Annotated in this window: 18 protein-coding genes; 11 read left to right on the forward strand and 7 right to left on the reverse strand. The window is 42.3% G+C overall.

From position 1 onward, the window contains the following. Positions 1-34: 34 nt before the first annotated feature. Entirely contained in the window at positions 35-1,663 is a 1,629-nt protein-coding gene (locus KXQ82_RS15585; protein WP_219489368.1) for a M28 family metallopeptidase, read from the reverse strand. A 290-nt stretch (positions 1,664-1,953) separates the two neighbouring features. Between KXQ82_RS15585 and KXQ82_RS15590 the strand changes: the two genes are divergently transcribed. The 4 genes from KXQ82_RS15590 (at position 1,954) to KXQ82_RS15605 (ending at position 5,149) form a co-directional block, all read left to right on the forward strand. Then, on the forward strand, positions 1,954-2,643 hold the full coding sequence (locus KXQ82_RS15590; RefSeq protein WP_219489369.1) for an SIMPL domain-containing protein: 690 nt from the start codon (positions 1,954-1,956) through the stop codon (positions 2,641-2,643). Between the two features lie 268 nt (positions 2,644-2,911). After that, on the forward strand, positions 2,912-3,961 hold the full coding sequence (locus KXQ82_RS15595) for a hypothetical protein (RefSeq protein WP_219489370.1): 1,050 nt from the start codon (positions 2,912-2,914) through the stop codon (positions 3,959-3,961). A gap of 90 nt (positions 3,962-4,051) precedes the next feature. Next, positions 4,052-4,600, forward strand: a complete 549-nt coding sequence (locus tag KXQ82_RS15600) for a YciE/YciF ferroxidase family protein (RefSeq protein ID WP_219489371.1) — start codon at positions 4,052-4,054, stop codon at positions 4,598-4,600. A 90-nt stretch (positions 4,601-4,690) separates the two neighbouring features. Beyond that, positions 4,691-5,149 (forward strand): ferritin-like domain-containing protein, encoded by a 459-nt coding sequence (locus tag KXQ82_RS15605; protein ID WP_219489372.1) that lies wholly within the window; start codon positions 4,691-4,693, stop codon positions 5,147-5,149. A 37-nt stretch (positions 5,150-5,186) separates the two neighbouring features. Here KXQ82_RS15605 and KXQ82_RS15610 read toward each other — a convergent pair whose 3' ends face one another. From KXQ82_RS15610 to KXQ82_RS15620, 3 genes are all read right to left on the reverse strand, one after another. Continuing rightward, positions 5,187-5,525 carry a hypothetical protein gene (locus KXQ82_RS15610; RefSeq protein ID WP_219489373.1) on the reverse strand — a complete coding sequence of 113 codons (339 nt, stop codon included), beginning with the start codon at positions 5,523-5,525 and terminating at the stop codon, positions 5,187-5,189. Between the two features lie 309 nt (positions 5,526-5,834). Beyond that, entirely contained in the window at positions 5,835-5,990 is a 156-nt protein-coding gene (locus tag KXQ82_RS15615; protein WP_219489374.1) for a lmo0937 family membrane protein, read from the reverse strand. A 91-nt stretch (positions 5,991-6,081) separates the two neighbouring features. Further along, on the reverse strand, positions 6,082-7,836 hold the full coding sequence (locus KXQ82_RS15620; protein ID WP_255563679.1) for a M61 family metallopeptidase: 1,755 nt from the start codon (positions 7,834-7,836) through the stop codon (positions 6,082-6,084). Positions 7,837-8,021: 185 nt separating this feature from the next. On the opposite strand from KXQ82_RS15620, the gene KXQ82_RS15625 reads away from it, so the two are divergent. The 6 genes from KXQ82_RS15625 to KXQ82_RS15650 are packed head-to-tail and all read left to right on the forward strand — an operon-like array spanning position 8,022 to position 15,338. Continuing rightward, positions 8,022-8,501 (forward strand): MarR family winged helix-turn-helix transcriptional regulator, encoded by a 480-nt coding sequence (locus KXQ82_RS15625; RefSeq protein ID WP_219489376.1) that lies wholly within the window; start codon positions 8,022-8,024, stop codon positions 8,499-8,501. Between the two features lie 2 nt (positions 8,502-8,503). Beyond that, positions 8,504-9,592 (forward strand): efflux RND transporter periplasmic adaptor subunit, encoded by a 1,089-nt coding sequence (locus tag KXQ82_RS15630; RefSeq protein ID WP_219489377.1) that lies wholly within the window; start codon positions 8,504-8,506, stop codon positions 9,590-9,592. A gap of 6 nt (positions 9,593-9,598) precedes the next feature. Continuing rightward, complete coding sequence (locus tag KXQ82_RS15635; protein WP_219489378.1) at positions 9,599-12,730, forward strand: efflux RND transporter permease subunit; 3,132 nt, start codon at positions 9,599-9,601, stop codon at positions 12,728-12,730. A gap of 10 nt (positions 12,731-12,740) precedes the next feature. Beyond that, positions 12,741-14,054 (forward strand): TolC family protein, encoded by a 1,314-nt coding sequence (locus KXQ82_RS15640; protein ID WP_219489379.1) that lies wholly within the window; start codon positions 12,741-12,743, stop codon positions 14,052-14,054. 42 nt (positions 14,055-14,096) lie between these two features. Next, positions 14,097-14,483 carry a response regulator gene (locus tag KXQ82_RS15645; protein WP_219489380.1) on the forward strand — a complete coding sequence of 129 codons (387 nt, stop codon included), beginning with the start codon at positions 14,097-14,099 and terminating at the stop codon, positions 14,481-14,483. 3 nt (positions 14,484-14,486) lie between these two features. Then, on the forward strand, positions 14,487-15,338 hold the full coding sequence (locus KXQ82_RS15650; protein ID WP_219489381.1) for an N-acetylglucosamine kinase: 852 nt from the start codon (positions 14,487-14,489) through the stop codon (positions 15,336-15,338). On the opposite strand, the gene lnt is transcribed toward KXQ82_RS15650, so the two are convergent. Then, positions 15,339-16,976: an apolipoprotein N-acyltransferase gene (gene lnt / locus KXQ82_RS15655; RefSeq protein WP_219489382.1), complete on the reverse strand. Its 1,638-nt coding sequence runs from the start codon at positions 16,974-16,976 to the stop codon at positions 15,339-15,341. 120 nt (positions 16,977-17,096) lie between these two features. After that, entirely contained in the window at positions 17,097-17,816 is a 720-nt protein-coding gene (gene rsmI, locus KXQ82_RS15660; RefSeq protein ID WP_219489383.1) for a 16S rRNA (cytidine(1402)-2'-O)-methyltransferase, read from the reverse strand. 116 nt (positions 17,817-17,932) lie between these two features. Between rsmI and serS the strand changes: the two genes are divergently transcribed. Further along, complete coding sequence (gene serS, locus KXQ82_RS15665) at positions 17,933-19,204, forward strand: serine--tRNA ligase (RefSeq protein WP_219489384.1); 1,272 nt, start codon at positions 17,933-17,935, stop codon at positions 19,202-19,204. Between the two features lie 67 nt (positions 19,205-19,271). Here the strand turns inward: serS and KXQ82_RS15670 are convergent, their stop codons facing one another. Continuing rightward, positions 19,272-20,450, reverse strand: coding sequence for an amidohydrolase family protein (locus KXQ82_RS15670; protein ID WP_219489385.1), 1,179 nt, complete (start codon positions 20,448-20,450; stop codon positions 19,272-19,274). Positions 20,451-20,583: the final 133 nt, after the last annotated feature.

Consider the following 20,583-nt stretch of genomic DNA (forward strand, 5'->3'; position numbering starts at 1 on the left):
AAACTCATTCACTAATCATTTGCACACCTGCACATTATTTTCGCAGCGCTTTAAACTCCGATCCCGCTTTCCATCCCGGAAAGGTAGTTTCATCAGCAAGCTTTACGCCTATGTTATATAAAATATTGGCTATTTCGGCCATACCGGTGCAATCCATATCGGCACTGTAGTTATCTGATGGCTGATGGTAATTACTATCATTATATTCCTTCTTTTTGGCTTTGCCCCACTCTTCGCCATGCTCAATGCTATTCGCGCCATTGTTCATATCCAAAGCAGGTACGCCAACCTTGGCAAAATTAAAATGGTCCGACCGGTAATAACTACCCGCGCCCGGCCTTGCATCGCCTTTTAGCTCCAGGCCAAATTTAGCGGCTTCTGCGGCAACATAATCGTCCAGGTCATTCTGCCCCTTTCCGGTAATAGCGAGGTCTTTGGTTGGCCCAAAGAAACCCAGCGCATCCATGTTCAGGTTAGCAACTGTTTTAGCAAGCGGAAAAATAGGATGTGTGGCATAATATTCCGAGCCTAACAAGCCCTGCTCTTCGGCAGTAACCGCTAAAAACACAATGCTACGCTTAGGTTTTGTGGTTGCTTGGGCAAAGGTTTTGGCGATAGCCAATAATGATGCCGCGCCGCTGGCATTATCAACCGCGCCGTTATATATCGAATCGCCTTTAACGGGTGCGCCTACGCCTAAATGATCCCAGTGCGCACTGTAAATAATGGTTTCATCCGGTTTTTCGGTTCCCTTTAAAATAGCCACCACATTGTGCGACATGGCATACTTCAGCTTCAGGCTAATACCTACCGTTACATTCATATTCAGCGGTATTGCTTTAAAGTCCTTCTTCCGGGCTATGGCGCGCAGGTCTCCGGTGATACCTGCAGCACCAAATATTTTACCTGCCGTAGCTTCGGTTATCCAACCCTCAACCTGGCAGCGCCCCATGTGTTTATCGGCCTGCTGTAAATACAACTTACTGCCTGTATTACTGGTACGCACCACCTGCCAGCCATAACTTGCAGGCTCAGTTTGGTGAACTATTAATACACCCGCGGCGCCCTGCCTTGCAGCTTCTTCAAATTTGTAGGTCCAGCGGCCGTAGTAGGTCATGGTATCGCCTTTAAATAGCTTTTCGGGTGCTTTAAAACCAGGGTCGTTAACTAATACTACTACTACTTTGCCCTTTACATTCAGGCCCGCGTAATCATTCCAATGGTACTCTGGCGCTACAATGCCATAACCTGCAAAAACCATTGGCGCATTTTTTAACTGGATGGTATCCTGCTCGCGGCGACTGAATACTACAAAGTCATCAGCTTTTTTAAAGCTGAACCTGCCTTTAGGTCCGCTTACAACCATGCTATCGCTCGGCGTATTGGTTATCTCTACCATCGGCACATCCTGGAAATAGCTTCCATTATTACCCGGTGCTAAACCAAGTTTCTTAAATTCTGATGAGATATAGTTGATAGCCTTAGGCTCACCTGGTCCAAAAGGCTTACGGCCCATCAGCGAATCGTTAGCCAGAACAGCTATATGCGCTTTAATATCGTCTGCCGATACCGGTCCATAGGATTTTGTTTCTTCTTTTTGCTTGCAGCCAACCATCGCCGCAAGGCCAAAAATTAATGTGGTTTTAATGTAGTTCAGTTTCATGTAAAAGTGCTTTTACCAAACTTACATAAAATTGGGTTATCGGCATAACTCATCATCGCCCGTCCGGCCACTCTTGACTGCCGAAGCTTTAGCGAAGGTGACCTCTCTTCTCCTGCGGTGGAAAGAGGGTAAACTTCAATTTCCTTTTTTCTTAACCCTCTTTCCCGCTTGCGGAAGAGAGGGTCAAACAGCGAAGCGCATTTGGGGTGAGTCCACAACATTTTTGTAAAATACATGTTACCATTATGCAAAAGCATACATAACTTCGTCTTCAAAGAAAAACATATCATATGAAAAAGCTAATTCTTTCCGCATTAATACTGTTCACCATAACAGCAACGCAAGCACAAAACGTTGATCTTCGCCGTAAAATAGAAGTATCCGGCACCGCCGAAACAGAAGTAACACCTGATATCATCTACTTTAGCATCTCATTAAAAGAGTACATGGATGGCCGTAACCGGGTTGATATCACAACATTAGAAAACCAGTTAATTAAGGCTGTTGCCGATGCCGGCGTAGCTAAAGAGGACCTGACCATTAACAATATATCGGGCTATACTACCTACCAAAAAAAGAAGGACCCTAACTTTTTGGCAAGCAAACAATACCGTGTTAAGTTTCGCGATCTGAACAAGATCAACCAGATTCTGGGCGCTATTGATCCAAAAGGTATCCAGTCTACCTACATCGAAAGCTACGATTACTCAAAAATTGAGGACTTGAAAAAGGAACTTAAGCTAAAGGCCCTGATTGCCGCGCGAGATAAAGCAGCTTACCTGTTAACCGGTATTGGCCAAAAAACAGGCGACCCTATCAGTATTACCGAAATTGATAACGGAAATAATTTTGCACAGCCCCGCAATGTAATGTACATGGCAAAAGCCTCAAACGCCGATGTAGCAGCCGAGCAGGATATTGATTTTAAAAAGATAAAACTGACTTTCCAGGTGAACGCGGTTTTTGAGATTGTGAAGTAATAATTGATCTCACTAATAACGATGAGTTTTAAACATGGAGTGTTCGAAAGATTATAAAAAGCATTGGGCCTGTGCGATTCCCTCCCAACGGGAGGGTGCAGGGAGGGGTCCTATTGGGAAGTACATAGTGCAAATTACCCCTACCCGCCACTTCACAATCCGCCGCACCCTTCCCCAAGGAAGGAGTTTGATGGGTTGACCAACCTTTCGAACACTCCTGAGCTTAAAACCCATCGTTATTTAAAGCTATTTTGTAGCTTAGCCTATTATGAGCGATACCCCACGCGAAGATGTTCCCTCACGTAAAAAATTCTTTTACCCTGTAATAGATCAGTTACGGGCTTACCTGATAAAGTACGATCGTGAGGTAAAACTACCCGTTCAATATTCGGATCTGCTCCGTTTTAATTTCCATACCCCATTGTTAAATAAAGATGGCAGCGATACCCTTTGGCAAACTGTTTATTATGATGAGAGCGAGATGAAGGAGCTTTTTCCAAGCCTTACTTATATCTACGCCCTGCTCCATACCGATGGCGATACTAAAGCCATGGAGCACCTTTCGGTTGCCCGGATAGATTATTGCACGTTTGGTAATTCCAAGCCATTCCGTATCCGCATCATTAACCGTTTAAATGATAATTACGATCACTTTTATATTAAGGTATCCGACGCTTCGCGTATTTACGGGCTGGAGCTGGAACATATACTCTCGCCTAACCGCATCCTGTACATATCAAATGGCAACACCCTCATCGAAGAGCACATCCCCGGCTTACCCGGCGATGTGTTTATCAACCACAGGATAACAACATCCAAATTTAACCAGATACGCATTTGCAAAGAGTTTGTAAAGTTTAACGAACGCTGTTTTGTACGCCTGTTGGGCGATATGCGGAGTTACAATTTTGTGGTGGATATTACGCCCGATATTGAGGGTAACCAATACCGCATCCGCGCCATAGATTTTGATCAGCAATCGTACGAAGGCCGCCGTAAGTTTTACCTGCCCCATTTTTTTAAAGAGAATAACATACTGGTTAACCTGGGCATGAAATTCATTAACGAGACTACGATGAAACAATACCAGGAAGAAGAACGCAGCCTGATAGCTCAGCGGGTACGTATGGCACGGGTGCGACTGCACGACCTGATGAAAATAATGCGTATTGATGAGATATCGCCGAAAGAAAAAATTCAACAGCTTGCCGTTGACTTAGGCGAATACCATAAAAGCACGGCCTTTGAGCATTGTACCACCATGGGGCAAATACTTACCGAGCATATGCACATTATACTAACAAAGACAAAACCATAATATCATATTAAGATAATTATTTACCTAATACAAAAACATATTCTTCATTTATAGGTTATTTAATCACACAACAATTAAAAAATCTAACAAATGAAAACCACAGCAACAAAATCTGCGTCACAAGCTGACAGCATTGAAGATTCGGCACTTAACGAATTATTTATTGATGAATTAAAAGATATTTATTGGGCCGAAAAGCACCTGGCCAAAGCATTGCCAAAAATGATAAAGGGCGCTACATCTGCAGAGCTAAAAACAGCTATAGAAAACCACCTTACCGAAACGGAAAATCATATCACCCGCTTAGAGCAGGCCTTCGAATCGATCGGTGAAAAAGCAGTAGCTGTAAAATGTGAAGCGATGGCAGGTTTGTTAAAAGAAGGCGAAGAAATTATGAGCGAAACAGAAAAAGGCTCGCTTACACGTGATGTTGGCATTATATCGGCAGCGCAAAAAGTTGAGCACTATGAGATCGCGTCATACGGTACACTGCGCACTTTGGCAGGTGTATTAGGCTACAACAAAGCCGCTGAGTTATTGGAAGCTACTTTACAGGAAGAAAAAAACGCCGATAGTAAACTAACCGAAGTTGCTGAAGGCTGCGTAAACTCGCAAGCAGCAGCAGAGCCTAAAGAATAGTATAAACTTTGATTTTTGTTAAATCAAAATAATGAGTTATTGGTTATATAATCAATAACTCATTTTATTTACAACCTAAAATTTAATACCATGGCAGAGATAGCAGATAAAAAACTAACAGAGCAATTGCAAAACCTGCTCTCTATAGCTAACGACAGTATAGCAGTATATAAAAAGGCAACTAACGATGCCAAAGGGCCCGAATTTACAGCCCTGTTTAACGATTATCTGATACAACGCAGCGATGATGCCAAAGAGCTAAAAGAGGCAATTGTTGCAGCGGGCGGTAACCCTGAACAATCGGGCAGTGTATTAGGCACGTTAAACCGGTATTGGATAGGTATCAAAACTACCATCAGCAGTGACGAAGAGCGCATATTGCTCGAAGCCAGCGAATCGCATGATAAATCGGCAATTGCTGAGTATGATGAGGTTTTAAAATCAATTGAATTAAGCCCCGGGTTAAGGGCAATTTTAGAAGATCAAAGGGCCGGAATAGAAAAAGCCCTGATAAGGGCAGAGCAATTAGGCAGGGTATATTCATCCTGATAACCAGCATAAAAAAACCCGCTAATAGCGGGTTTTTTTATGCACTCTTAACTATATCTTCGCAGTCATCTTCCCAGCCCAGGTAACAGGCATACCAGTGGGCGCACTTTTCTAACAGGTCCTGCTCATCATGCTCATCTTTGTCAACTACCTGAGCAAAGAATATTATTTTCTCTGTATTGCCTACAGCATTTTTATAGGTGTAATAAAAGTGCCTGCGGCCGGCCGATTTAATTTTCGCTGTCTCTGTTTCTGATAAAACATCTGTGTGAACAATATGCACTAATGAACGTGTCGGCATGTAATAAATAAATAGATTCTCATCTGTTGATGTGGGATCCTCGCATAAAAGGAACTCTGGCAATTTCTGTTTCATAACTTAATATTTTTTGATCAGATTTTAAACTTGTATATATACCTATCCAAAAAATATGCCCCGCACTTTTGTACCCGGTCACGTTTGCATTATGCTGTAAAAGAGAATATTCAACGCATTGATTTATCTAATTTTTAATTAATTAATAAAATTTCAAGTTATTGTTTTCATAAAAATACCTAATAACTTTCCTTTAAATACAATTTGTTTACAAGTATGAAATTGCATTTATACCGATTTTTTAGTTCAAGCCCATAAAAAAACCCGGGCTAATGACCCGGGTTTTGTACAATAATTAGTACAGTTTTATTATATCGTATCCGGCCTTCTTATTAAGCCCAGCAGCAATGATATGATAGCGATAACCAACAATGCATGAATAAGCCCTGTAGCCGAATAAACAAATACTCCTAATGCCCATCCTATGATCAGAATAATGGCAACTATATACAGTAATGAGTTCATAACTTGTGTTTTTAGTTAATAATTAAAATTTCTTCTTATAAAAGTATTTCAAAACGAAATTGTTTTAATTATTATGCTAAAAATACCTAACTTATAACTTCAGCCATTTTTTACGTACTACTATATTCGCTTCGCTTGGTATACCAATGTCTTCTATATGATATTTAACCAGGTTGCTTTTTAACAACGTTACAGGTAGGTTTTTTACAATACCATCGCGTACAGCGGTAATTACAACTTTATCGCCGGGCTTTTTAAGGGCCAATACTTTATCAGGTTCGTTGGTTAACAGCAAACCATCAATAGCAGCAAGTTCATCGTTTACATTTATACCGTCTATCCAGGCAGCGCTGTTACGTGCTACGGCTGTTACAATATATTTGCCATTGGCCTTTACTACCGTTGCACCAAGGGTTATTGTGGTTTTACCGGCATTGTCGTCTGTCAGCTTATAGCCGGCATAGGCCAGGTACTTGTTACAATCCAGGTCGGCAACGCCATAAATGTATTTGTTATAAAAATCATCCAGGTTTTTACCGGCAAATTTTTCTAATGCTGTTTTAAATTCGGCATCGGTATATCCTCTGTTTTTTATTTTATAATACTCGTTATACATATACCGCATCACATCATCTAATGATTTTTCTCCTTTGGTATTGTTAATGATCATCAGGTCGAGCATCATAGCCACAATACCGCCTTTACTGTAATATGATATAGTTGAATTGGTACTATTCTCATTAGGGCGGTACAATTTAATCCAGGCATTAAAGCTCGCATCATTGAGCGATTCGATCTTTGCTCCCGGCTGGTTGGTTACCGTAGTAATGTTATTGGCCAGGCGTGCCAGGTAATCGTCAACCGGGTAAAGGTGCGTGCGCCTGATGATAATATCCTGGTAGTATGAGGTAAACCCTTCGGCTATCCAAAGGTTGGTAGTATAGTTTTCTTTATCATAATCAAACGGGCCTAAAGCAATGGGCCTTAAGCGCTTTACGTTCCATACATGAAAATGCTCATGAGCGGCAAGCGCCAAAAAGTTTTCGTACCCGCCCCTTGTCGCATAATTATCGCGAGATGCGCCTAAAACCGTCGAGCTTAAATGCTCAAGGCCGCCGCCGCCTTTTGTATAATTATGTACAATAAAAACATAGCGCTTATTAGGGTTCTCTCCAAAAACAGCAACTTCTTCTTGTACCACTTTGGTAAAATCGCGCTTCAGGTCTTCTTTGTTATAATTGCCACCATTTACCATGGCAACCTGGTAATGTACCCCATCCACATCAAAATCAAAAACATCCTGTGTCCCCACCTCTATCGGCGAATCGAACAGGATATCATAATTAGGTGCACTCAACGTAAACTGATTGCCGTTAACATGCTCTAAACTTGTTGAAACGGTCGTCCAGTTTTTATAAGGCTCAATATGTATTTGTGATGGCAGGTCCAGCATCCCTACAGGGTACATAAACAAACCCGAGGTTGAAAGAAAGCCATGCGCGGCATCAACAAAACTTGTCCTAACCGATATTTCAAAGCAATATACCCGGTAGCTTATTTTGATATTGGTATACGCACCATTAACAACACGCCAGGTATTTTTATCGGTTTTGTAGGTAGTTAAAGTGGTACCGTTACTGCTGGCTACAAAGCCCTCTACATTTTTACCAAACTCACGTATCAGGTAAGAGCCAGGTGTCCACACAGGCATTTTAACATCAATTTCCTGTTGGTGCAGCCCTGTCAAATTCATTTCAATATTTACATAATGCGCCTGTGCTTCAGGGAAAGTTACATTATAATTAACAGGTACTGCCGCGGTAACAGGTATTGCATTTACACTCATAAAAAGGGAGATTATATATAAAACGATCGGGTAACTTTTTTTCATTTTCAGCAAGTTACAAATTTACCCAAACATTAAAAATATGACTTAAAAGTAAGTGCAAAATCTGTAAAATGGTTGATACATATAACTATTATGAAACCTAACTAAATTAGTTTTGCTTCGTAATTGATAACAAAAATAAAATGTTGGAAGAACCTATATCCCGGAGGTTATTACATGTAGCCAAAATTTACCTGGGCGCTTTTTCAAAGCGGGTGGAGGAGTTGGATATAAACCGTTACCATTTTATATTACTCCTTATTGCCGAACACGAAGGCCAGCTTACCCAAAAAAAATTAGCCGGAATTACCGGGAAAGACAAATCATCAATGGTAAGTATTATTGATACCCTGACTGATAAAGGTTACGTGTACCGCGAAATAAACCCCGGCGACAGGCGCGAACAGTTAATCAAGATAACAGATAAAGCAAAGGCGGATATACCGGCCATTAAAGAATCTTTTAATTTATTGAACATTAAGGCCGCCGAAGGCATTAGCGACGAAAAGTTGAATATATTTAATGATGTTTTACAACAGATGACACAAAACCTAAAACCGCTTGCCGCCAACCCTGTATCGTTCAGGTTAAAAAAATCTAAACCATTAATACGCAAATCATAACCATGAAGCCTAAATACATTATTTACCCCTTACTCATTTTATTAATAGGTTACCTTATCTACAATAAGTTTTATGGTGGCAAAGCCAAAGAAGCCGCGGCCGCAAGCGGTGGTGCCGGTGGCGGAAAAAAAGGTAAAAAAGGTGGCGGCCCTGTGCCCGTTAACGTAATGATAGTAAAGGATACTGTTTTTGCCAATGCTATAGATGTAACCGGCAGCATTGCCGCAAACGAGCAGGTTGAACTGCGCAGCGAAACAGCCGGAAACATTACAGGCATATTTTTTAACGAGGGCCAGCATGTTAACAAGGGGCAGTTATTGGTTAAAGTTTACGATCAGGACCTGCAGGCATCGTTAAAGCAAATACAGGTGCAGATCAAACTGGCCGAACAAACTGAGTACCGTAACAAGATATTATTGAGCAAACAAGCCATCAGTAAAGAGGAGTACGATATATCAGAAACATCGTTAAACTCATACCAGGCGCAGGCCGAGCTGATAAAAGCACAAATAAAAAAGACAGAAGTACGCGCGCCCTTTTCGGGAATAATTGGTTTGCGTAACATCAGCCCGGGTGGTTACTTATCCCCGCAAGGCTCAATTGCTACGCTGGTAAATATCGATCCTGCAAAAATTACTTTTACCGTTCCCGAAAGGTACCTGTCGCTCATACATGTTGGCAGCAAAATAAACTTTAATGTAGAGAGTTCCCGCGATAAATTCACCGGTGCGGTTTACGCTATCGAACCTAATATCGATATCGAATCTCGCTCGGTAACCCTGCGTGCCAAGGCCGATAACAAGAACGGTGCGCTAAAAGCAGGCGCCTTCGCCAAAATACATTTCGCGCTCGATCAGATCCCTAAAACCATACTGGTACCAACCGAAGTGGTGATACCTGATATTAAGGGTAGCAACGTGTATATTGCTAAAAATGGAACAGCCGTGCCACGCGCCATTAAAACCGATACCCGTACCGAAACCAAACTACAGGTTGTTGACGGCCTTAAACCCGGCGATAGTTTAATTGTGAGCGGTATTATACAAATGCGCCCTAAAGTGGCAATTAAGGTTATAAAAGTTATTCATTAAGCAATTATGAGTTTATCCTCTGTCAGTATAAAAAGGCCGGTTTTAGCTACCGTATTCTCCATAGTAATTGTGGTATTCGGTGTTATTGGTTATAACTTTTTGGGTGTCCGCGATTTCCCTTCGGTCGATCCTCCTATTATAACCGTGAGCACCAGCTACGCGGGTGCCAACTCGGATGTTATCGAATCGCAGATAACCGAGCCGCTCGAAAAAGCGATCAATGGTATCCCGGGTATCCGTAACATCTCATCAACAAGTAACGTAGGTTCAAGTAACATCACGGTTGAGTTTAACCTGGATGCCGACCTGGAAACCGCCGCGAATGATGTGCGCGATAAAGTGGGCCAGGCACAGCGCCAGCTACCGCAGGATATTGATGCCCCGCCGGTAGTAACCAAGGCCGATGCCAATGCCGACCAGATCATTACCGTTACCGTAAGCAGTAATACCCGTAACATTTTGCAGATTGATGATTATGCCGAAAACGTATTGCAACAGGCCTTGCAAACTGTACCCGGTGTAAGCTCTGTAAACGTGCAGGGGCAACGCCAGTACGCCATGCGCTTATGGATAGACCCTAACAAACTAACTGCCTTAGGCCTCGCCGCAAGCGATATCAGCGATGCTTTAAGCCGCGAGAACGTGGAGCTGCCCGCAGGTAAAATTGAAGGTAACAATACTGAGCTTACTATACGTGCTTTAGGTAAACTGAGCACCGAAAAGGATTTTAACAACCTCATCATCAAAGCCGATAGCAGCCACGTAATACACCTGAGCGATGTGGGTTATGCCATATTAGGATCGGCAAACGAAGAAACCGCTTTAAAGGAATCTGGTGTACCCGAGGTTGGTTTGGCCATTGTGCCGCAGCCGGGAGCAAACTATGTACAGATAGCTAAAGATTTTTATAAAAAACTCGACCAGATAAAAAAGGACCTTCCGCCGGATATTAAGGTGGAAGTTGCTTTGGATAATACCCGTTTCATCAACCAATCCATAACCGAGGTTGAGGAGACTTTGGGCTTGTCGTTCGTATTGGTGGTGATCATTATTTACCTCTTCTTCCGCGATTGGATCATTGCTTTCCGCCCGCTTATCGATATACCGGTATCGCTCATCGGTACATTCTTTATCATGTACATTTTTGGCTACTCCATCAATATATTAACCCTGTTGGGGATAGTACTGGCAACGGGCCTGGTAGTTGATGATGGTATCGTTGTCACGGAGAACATCTACAAAAAGGTAGAAGAAGGTATGCCTGTGCGTAAAGCAGCTTTTGAAGGCTCTGCCGAGATCTTTTTCGCGGTAGTATCCACTTCGGTTACTTTGGCAGCGGTGTTTTTACCCATCATGTTCTTGCAGGGCTTTACAGGCCGTTTATTCCGGGAATTTGCCGTCGTCGTCGCGGGCTCGGTATTGATCTCAGCTTTCGTATCGCTTTCGCTTACACCGATGCTGAACGTGAAGCTGATCCGCAAGAACTCTAAAAAATCAAAGTTCTACGAAAAAACAGAACCTTTCTTTGTGTACATGACAACCTCGTACACCGAGTCGTTAGTGAAATTCATGAAACGAACCTGGGTATCTGTTGTTATCCTTGTAGGTTCGTTCGTAATCATATTCTTCATTTTCCGCAGCATCCCGCAGGAAGTTGCCCCGCTTGATGACCGCAGCTTGCTCCGCGTTTCGGTAACCGGCCCCGAAGGTGCATCATATGAGTTTATGACGCGTTACATGAACAAGGTATCACAACTGATAGAAGACTCCATCGCAGAAAAGAGGATAAACATTGCTATTGTTTCGCCTGGGTTTGGCGGCTCGGGCGGCGTTAATACAGGCTTCGGCAGGGTAGGTCTTGTACCTGTAGATGAGCGTAAAAGGAGTCAGCAGCAAATTGCCGATTTTTTAACCAGGCGATTGGCAAAAATGCCCGATGCGCGTGCTTTTGTAGTACAAGAGCAAACCATAAGTGGTGGCGGTAGCGGCGCGCGTACCTCATTACCTGTACAATATGTGCTGCAGAATCAGGATTTCGAAAAAATAAGGAAGGTATTGCCGAAATTTTTAGCCGAGGCCAATAAAAGCGCAGAGTTCCAAACGGTGGATGTAAACCTTAAGTTTACCAAGCCGCAACTATCCATAGTTACCGACCGTGACCGTGCCCGTGACTTAGGTGTTTCTGTATCCGATATAGCCAAAACGCTACAGCTTTATTATAGCGGTGGCCGCCTTGATTATTTTATCATCAACGGTAAACAATACCAGGTAGTGGCCCAGGTAGACCGCGCCAACCGCGATCAGCCGCTCGACTTGAAATCGGTATACGTGCGTAGCTCTACCGGCAAATTGGTCCAGTTGGATAACGTAGTAAAGATCTCCGAAAACTCTACCCCGCCATCAATTTATCACTTTAACAGGTTTAAATCGGCAACGGTATCAGCCGGGCTTGCACCGGGCGTAACCATTGGCGATGGTATTAAAGAAATGCAGCGCATTGCAAAATCAGTTATCAAAGACCCGTCATTCAGCTCAGATCTTGCCGGCCCCTCTCGCGATTTTGCCGAAAGCTCATCTAACATCATGTTCGCGTTTGGCTTTGCATTGCTGCTGATATACCTCGTTCTTGCCGCGCAGTTTGAAAGCTTTATCGATCCCTTGGTGGTAATGCTTACAGTGCCCATGGCTATCGCTGGTGCATTCTTATCGTTATGGTTATTTAATCAAACACTAAATATTTTCAGCGAAATTGGTATGATCACGCTGGTGGGTTTGGTAACCAAAAACGGGATCCTTATTGTTGAGTTTGCCAACCAGCGGATGGAGCATGGCCTGCAAAAATTTGAAGCCGTAGTTGAATCTGCAACATCGCGTTTACGCCCTATTTTAATGACAAGTTTGGCCGTAGTATTAGGTTCGGTGCCTATCGCTTTCGCTTTGGGCGCGGGCGCAAAAAGTCGTGTATCGTTAGGTATTGTAATTATGGGTGGGATGCTGTTCTCGCTTATCCTAACATTATATGTTATCCCTACAATGTATGTATTGCTTGCACCAAAGGTTAAACACAACCCTGATGAAGACCCGATGGAACTGGAAGCACAAGCCGATATTGAAGGTAAACCGATCAAAAAAAATTAAGGTAATTACAATGAGAGCTTTTAAAATATTCTTACTTATACTTTGTACAGCACTGGCGGCCACTGCACAGCAGGCAGCACCCTTGCTCGACTTAAAAGACGCGATTGATATTGCCCTGAAAAACAATTACAATATCAAGCTCACAAAAAACTCCAATGCTATTGCAGCCAACAACGTTACACTGGGTAATGCGGGGGTACTGCCACAGGTTGCAGGTAATTTTACATCAACCAATAGTATACAGGATACAAAGCAAACCCGCTCAGATGGTAGTGTTAACCAAATAAACGGAGCAAAAAACAGCAGTTTAAATTATGGTGTAAGCCTTAACTGGACCATTTTTGATGGCTTTGGTATGTTTGCAAATTACGACCAGCTAAAAGCCCTGAACGCACTGAGCCAGATCAGCTCGCGGGATACTATCGAAAGTACCATTGCCAACGTAATATCTACCTACTACCAACTGGTTAATCAAAACCAGCAGATAAAAGCATTACGTGGCGCTATTGAAATATCAAGAACACAGTTGCAGTACGCGCAAGATAAGCTGGATGTTGGCCGTGCATCGGGCCTGGACGTATTAAATGCCAAGGTAAACCTCAATACCGATACATCAAACTTGCTGGTACAGGTGCAAAACTACAAATCGATAAAGATCAGGTTTAATCAATTACTGGCCCGCGATCTGAACATTGATTTTTCAGTGGTCGATAATATTCTTGTTGATGATAAGCTGATCCTGGTTGATATTATTAACCAGGCGCAAACAGCAAATCCATCCATACAATTATCACAAATTAATCAACGGCTTGCCGAAATTAATCTGCGCCAGGTAAAGGCATTACGTTACCCATCGGTAGGCCTTACATCGGGCTATAATTTTACCGATGCGAAAACCCCGGCAGGTTTTACAAGCCAGCAAAATACACACGGCTTTAATTATGGCTTAACTGCATCCATCAATATATTTAATGGGTTTAACCAATCGCGTAAGGAAGCTAATGCCAAACTGCAGATCGATAATGCCAACATCAACTCAAGTAAAACAAAGCAAAACATAGAAGCCCAGATAAATGATCTGTACATCAGTTACGTATCCGGGCTTGAATTAATGAAGATAGACCTATCTAACGTATCCATCGCAAAGCAAAATCTCGATATTTCTTTAGAAAAATATAAACTCGGCAACATTACGCCATTAGAGATCAGGGAGGCCCAAAGGAACTACATAAACGCCCAATCCATGTACTACCAGGCCCAATATCAGGCCAAAACAGCAGAGATAAGTTTAAAAGAGATCACTAATAATATTAATATTCAATAAATATTTTATTTTTTCTCATTTAAAGCATTATTTTTGAAGCCAATGGCTGAACCTAAATTTAAATTATGCTTATTGATTGACGATAACTTTATCGACAATTTTGTTACGCGTAAAATTTTAGAAACAAGCAACTTTGCTGAACAGATCGTTGTTATACAATCTGCACCGGAAGCTATTGCCCAGATACAGGCAAAAAAAATACAGCCTGATGTGATATTTTTAGACATCCGTATGCCTTTTATGGATGGCTTTGAATTTTTAAAAGAGTTTGATATGCTGCATCTTGATGATAATAAAAAGATCAAGATCTTTATGCTGTCATCATCTCTTGATCCTGTTGATTTCAAATTATCAAACGAAAACAAATACATTACCCAGTTTATCCACAAACCGCTTACGCATAAGGTTTTGGAGTCTATCATTTTGTAGCGCATGATATTAGTTGCCGACAGCGGTTCATCAAAAACAGATTGGCTGATCGACATTCCGGGCCAGCAACCACAAGGATTTACCACCGCCGGAATTAACCCTTACTTTTTAACGGAAAAAGAGATCATCAAAATACTGCAATCGCAGTGTGCCGATACTGTTAAAAAGGCCGGCAAAATTGACGAGATCTATTTTTTTGGCGCAGGCTGCAGTAACCCCGATAAGCGCGAAATGGTATCGAACGCGTTGAGCCATGTTTTTCCTAAGATATTTATTAGTGTTGATACCGATCTTTTAGGATCGGCTTATGCCACCTGTGGCACTGAAAAAGGTTATTGCTGTGTCCTGGGTACCGGCTCAAACGTATCTTTTTTTAATGGCGAAAGTATTGTAGATGGCAACCACGGTATCGGTTATGTTTTAGGCGACGAAGGTTCGGGAACATACTTTGGCAAAAAACTGATCACTGATTACCTGTATGGCAACATGCCGGCAGATATCAGCCATCAGTTTACCGAGCGTTTCCAGCTTGATAAGGAGCAAGTGATCAAAAAGGTTTACCAGGAAAGCCATGCCAATACCTACCTGGCATCATTCGCACGTTTTTTAAGTGCCACCAAAGAAACTTTTTACACCCGCGAACTCATAGAAGCAGGCTTTACCGAGTTTATTGAAACCAACATAAAAACTTACCGCGACCACCAGAAATACAAATTCCACTTTGTAGGCTCAATAGCATACCACTTTCGTGATATATTGGCCATGCTTTGCAGCGAGAACGACATCCAACTGGGCAAAGTTATCAAACAACCCATAACCGACCTGATGGAATTTGTACTCACCCACAACGTATAATTACACCACAGAACCATCCGCGGGTAATTTCTTCCATTTCTTAATCGCGGCCTTATATCCTATAAATATGATGCCTATTAAAGCAAGCACACAAGCAAATTTGGCAATATAATCACCGCACCTTACATAAAAGGTCAGATCGGAATTGAGGTTGATATCTTGTTTTATGGCAGCCTGTTTCCACCACTCACTATGTTGCACAATATCGCCACGCTGGTTAACAAAGGCAGAAATACCCGTATTAGCCGAACGGCAAACCCAGCGCCGGGTTTCTATCGCGCGGAGCTTTACATAGTCTAAGTCCTGGTCCTTACCCGAAGTATTTCCCCACCAGCCATCATTAGTGATGATGGCGATAAACTGGGCACCCCTTTTTACGTAAGTTGCCACATACTCACCGTATATTGATTCGTAACATATAACGGGTGCCACACCAATACCTGCCTGCGAGTAAAACACGCTCGGCTCTTTTTGCTTGCCATAGCTGCCGGCAGATTCGCCTAAGAATGAAAATATAGGTTTAAAAACAGCCGAACCAAAGGGTATTTCTTCGGCACCAGGTACTAATTTCGATTTATGATAAAACTGCACATTAGCCGAGTTTTCAATATTCACCGCAGCGTTAAAAACATCATAGAACTGGCTGCTTCCCGCTATCGGGTTAGCCGTTGGTGTTACTTGGCTGTTATACAGTTTAGTGGTTTCTATCCCGGTGATTACATTGCCGTTTTTGTACTTATTTAAAAACTGTTGTATCTGGGCATAGCTGCTTGTCGTTCTAAATTTATCTTCATCCACAGCATCAGGCAAGGCCGACTCCGGCCATATAAAGAACTCCGTATTGGTTTGCCCAACCGAATCGGAAAGGTGTGTGAGCGTTGCTATTTGCTGCGTTACAGGCAGCTGGTTATTTTTAATATAGGGGTCAACATTGGGTTGCACAACAACAATGTTTGCCGGGTCTGCAGCTTCCACGTAAGTATAATACATGTATAACGACAAGCTGAGCGGCAGCAGGATAGTGAGTGTAAGTGCAGCCACAAGTTTTAACCGATCGCGCTTTGCCTGGCTTTCACTAATACCCATGTAAATTAAAAAGATGAGGATATTGGCCGCCCAGATCCAAACTGTACCGCCATAAACACCCGTAACCGAATACCATTGTACCCATTGGTGGCTTATTGCGAAGCCGTTGCCAAACGTCATCCAGGGGAAGGCCAGGTCCCAGCTTTGATGCAGGTATTCGTACCCTATCCAAAAACAAACCAAGGCAATTAAACTTAAATTACGGCTTGCATATTTTCGCAGCTTGAAATATAACCAAAACGCCAATGCCATCAGCAACGGCCCTAGCGCGTATGGGATCAAAGTTACGGGTATGGCAATTACGGGCCCAATGATCTTTAGCGAGTTATAAACCCAATAAATTGAAAGCGTATTCCAGATAAAGAAACCTAAAAAGCTCACACGGAATATCTTTCGCCCCTTGCCTTTGGTATCCGATTGGATGATATCCTCTATCGCCACCAGCATCGGCACCAAACCGAAAAACAAAATAAAACTGGTATAGTGCATTGGCGGCCAGGCCAACCATAACAATAAGCCCGATATAATGGCTAATAATATATTTCTTTTCATTATTCTTTTAAACCGTTATTGCGAGGCCCGAAGCAATCTCTGCGCGATAGGTATCCAATCGATATTATCATCCTCCGCAGAGGTTGCTTCGGGCCTCGCAATGACGTAATTTTTATAAATTTATTCTTCGTCCTCGTCGTCCTGGTATTTATTTTTCTTCTTTTGCACTTCCAAACCTGCAACGCAAACTACAAATTCTCCCTTAACGGGGTGCGTTTCAAAATAGGCTTTTACTTCGGCAACAGTACCGCGCACGGTTTCTTCAAACATCTTTGTCAACTCACGCGATACGGAGGTTTGTCTGTCGGCGCCAAAGTAAGTACTCATTTCATCCAGCGTTTTCATTATCCTGTGCGGCGATTCGTAAAATATAATGGTACGCTCCTCTTCGGCTAAAGCTTTAAAACGTGTTTGCCGGCCTTTTTTTGCCGGCAAAAATCCTTCGAAGCAAAACCTGTCTGTCGGGAAACCCGAGTTTACCAGCGCGGGTACAAAGGCTGTAGCTCCGGGCAGGCACTCAATTGCCAGATCGTGTTTTAATGCTTCGCGTACCAAAAAGAAACCCGGATCGCTGATGGCAGGCGTACCCGCATCAGATATCAGTGCGATATTTTTCCCCTCCTTTAAAAAGCGGATAATCTCGTTAGTGCTTTGGTGCTCATTATGCTGATGATGCGCATACACTTTTTGGCTGATGCCAAAATGCTTGAGCATAGGCGCGGATGTACGCGTATCTTCTGCCAATATAATATCGGCTTCCTTTAAAATGCGGAGCGCCCTCAAGGTAATATCCTCCAGGTTGCCTATGGGTGTGGGTACTAAGTATAATTTTCCGCTCATTTTGTTAGTGGCAGTGGCAGTGTGTAGTGGCAGATATACTTGCAGGTAAAAAAAACCTGCTACTGCTACCTAAAACTGCTACTTTAAAAATATCTTTGTTCCATAAATATAAAACAATGCTGCAAGTTAGTTATATCCGCGAAAACAGGGACCATGTATTGGAACGTTTAGCGGTAAAAAATTTTAAACAACCCGAATTGGTTGATGAGGTGATCAAATTAGACGAGCAACGCCGTCAAACTCAAGGTGTCGTTGATGATCTGAAAGCACAAGGCAATGCATCTGCAAAACAAATTGGTCATTTGATGATGACTGGAAAAAAAGAAGAGGCAGATGCTCTTAAAGCACAATCAAGTGGTTGGAAAGAAGAGATTAAAACTTTAGAAGAGCAGTATTCTAAAATAGAAGAAGAATTAAATCAAAAGCTGGTAACCCTGCCTAACCTGCCCCACAGCAGTGTACCTAAAGGTTTTGTTGCCGAAGATAACGAGGTAGTTTTAGAGAACGGCCAAAAGCCCGACCTGTATGCAGGTGCTTTGCCGCACTGGGAGCTTGCTGCCAAATATAAACTGATAGACTTTGAGCTGGGCGTTAAAATAACCGGTGCAGGCTTCCCTGTGTATACTGGTAAGGGAGCGAAGCTTCAACGCGCTTTGATCGCTTTCTTTTTGGACGAAGCTGAAAAAGCAGGTTATGATGAAATGATGCTGCCTTTGGTGGTGAACGAGGCTTCAGGATTTGGTACAGGACAGCTTCCCGACAAGGAAGGCCAGATGTATTACATTGGCGAAGATAAATTATACCTGATACCTACCGCCGAAGTACCCATTACCAACCTTTACCGTGATGTAATTTTAAAGGCTGATGAACTACCTGTAAAAAACTGCGGCTATACTGCATGTTTCCGCCGCGAGGCTGGCTCATATGGCGCGCACGTGCGCGGCCTAAACCGCCTGCACCAGTTTGATAAGGTGGAGATAGTACAGGTCGTTCAGCCCGAAACATCATATAATGTATTGGAAGAAATGAGCACACACGTACAGAGCCTGCTGCAAAAGTTAGGTTTGCCATACCGTGTATTGCGCCTTTGCGGTGGCGATATGAGCTTTGGCTCGGCGCTAACCTATGATATGGAAACCTGGAGCGCGGCACAACAACGCTGGCTGGAGGTTTCTTCTGTATCCAACTTCGAAACCTTTCAAAGCAACCGCTTAAAACTGCGTTTCCGTAATGCGGAAGGTAAAACCCAACTGGCGCATACGCTAAATGGCAGCGCCCTGGCTCTACCACGTATTGTGGCTACCCTGTTAGAAAATAACCAAACCGAACGCGGCATTAAGATACCCGATATATTGGTACCTTATACCAAATTTGAGTGGATAGATTAAATCACATTAGTCATATTAACAAAAGAGGGGCATTTTTCAATGCCCCTCTTTTTATTTTATAGTCTTTTTAAATTAGCCTGCGCACGGTTGTAGCCTGTGTTATCTTTAAGCCATCAAGATTACTCAGTAAATTTAGTCCGGGGGTTTTTCCGGGTTCAATTGTACCTTTGCTATCATCAATACCTAAAAACCGCGCGCCGTTTATGGTTCCCCACTGTATTAATTGTTCGAGTGTAAGCCCATCAAATTTTTGCTGCAGCATCTTCATTTCATTTAAAATACATAGCTTGTTATTTGATGCAAGGCTATCTGTACCCAGCGTGATGTTAAAACCCTGCTCAACAAACAAATCTACTTTTGGTAAGCGGTTTTCTATGTACAAATTAGCATTGGGGCAAAAGCACCAGTGTATTTTACGATCAAAGCGTTTTGCAAAGTAAATATCCTTGAGGTTGGTGTAAGTATTATGTACCATTAATACCCTTTGCTTGTTACTTAACAGCGGGATAACCGTTTGTAAAGAATTACGGGCCTGTGGTTTAAAGGAAGATATATCCATGTTAAAATCATCGTACAACTCTAAAAACTCGCCTGTTTTATAACGGTACAGCTTATTTTCTTCTTCCGATTCCTGGTTGTGTATGCTCAGTAAGTTTGGCCCCTTGCCTTCACAAAGTTTATAAATGTACTTAAACAACTCCTTACTTACCGAATATGGCGCGTGTGGTGTAATAGAGTGCGATGTATCTTTAAATTGTTCGCAAATTTTGGTGGCGGCATTATATACTTCTTCAGCCTTTTGGGGTAAAAATCCAAAAACTTCAATAAAAGTGTGGTAGTGTAATTTGCTGCTTTTTTTGAGCGGGGCGGTTATACCACTGTTAGCAATATCCCCAACGGCAACAATCCCGTTTTTGTACATTTCTTCGTCGGCCCTTTCGGCAGCATCGGTTATTTCTTTTTCGTCAATATTTCTGAAAGCCTGTACTTCTTTTATAAAGCTAACAAGCCCTTTGTGCGGGGTGATCTTATCTTTAAGATGGGATAATTCAACATGGCAGTGTGTATTTATAAAACCGGGGCAAATTATTCCGCTAAAGGTTTCTGTTTTTATACCATCATCAGCTGTTGGTTTTAGGCCATCATCAACGGCAATAATTTTACCATAATCGTCAACTGTAATAACTCCATTTTTAATCGGATCGGCATTAGCAGGAAAAATGTAATCGGCTTTAAATTTCTTCATTAACGGAACTTACTCTTAGTTACAAAAACAATTAAAAATGACTACTTTACATATTAACTGAAAGTAATTTTTTTTGTTTTTATAATAAAACAAACTTAATAAAAAGATAGACTTTTAAATTTAACTAACTTTG

The organism is Mucilaginibacter rivuli, assembly GCF_019391655.1.
GTDB lineage: Bacteria > Bacteroidota > Bacteroidia > Sphingobacteriales > Sphingobacteriaceae > Mucilaginibacter > Mucilaginibacter rivuli.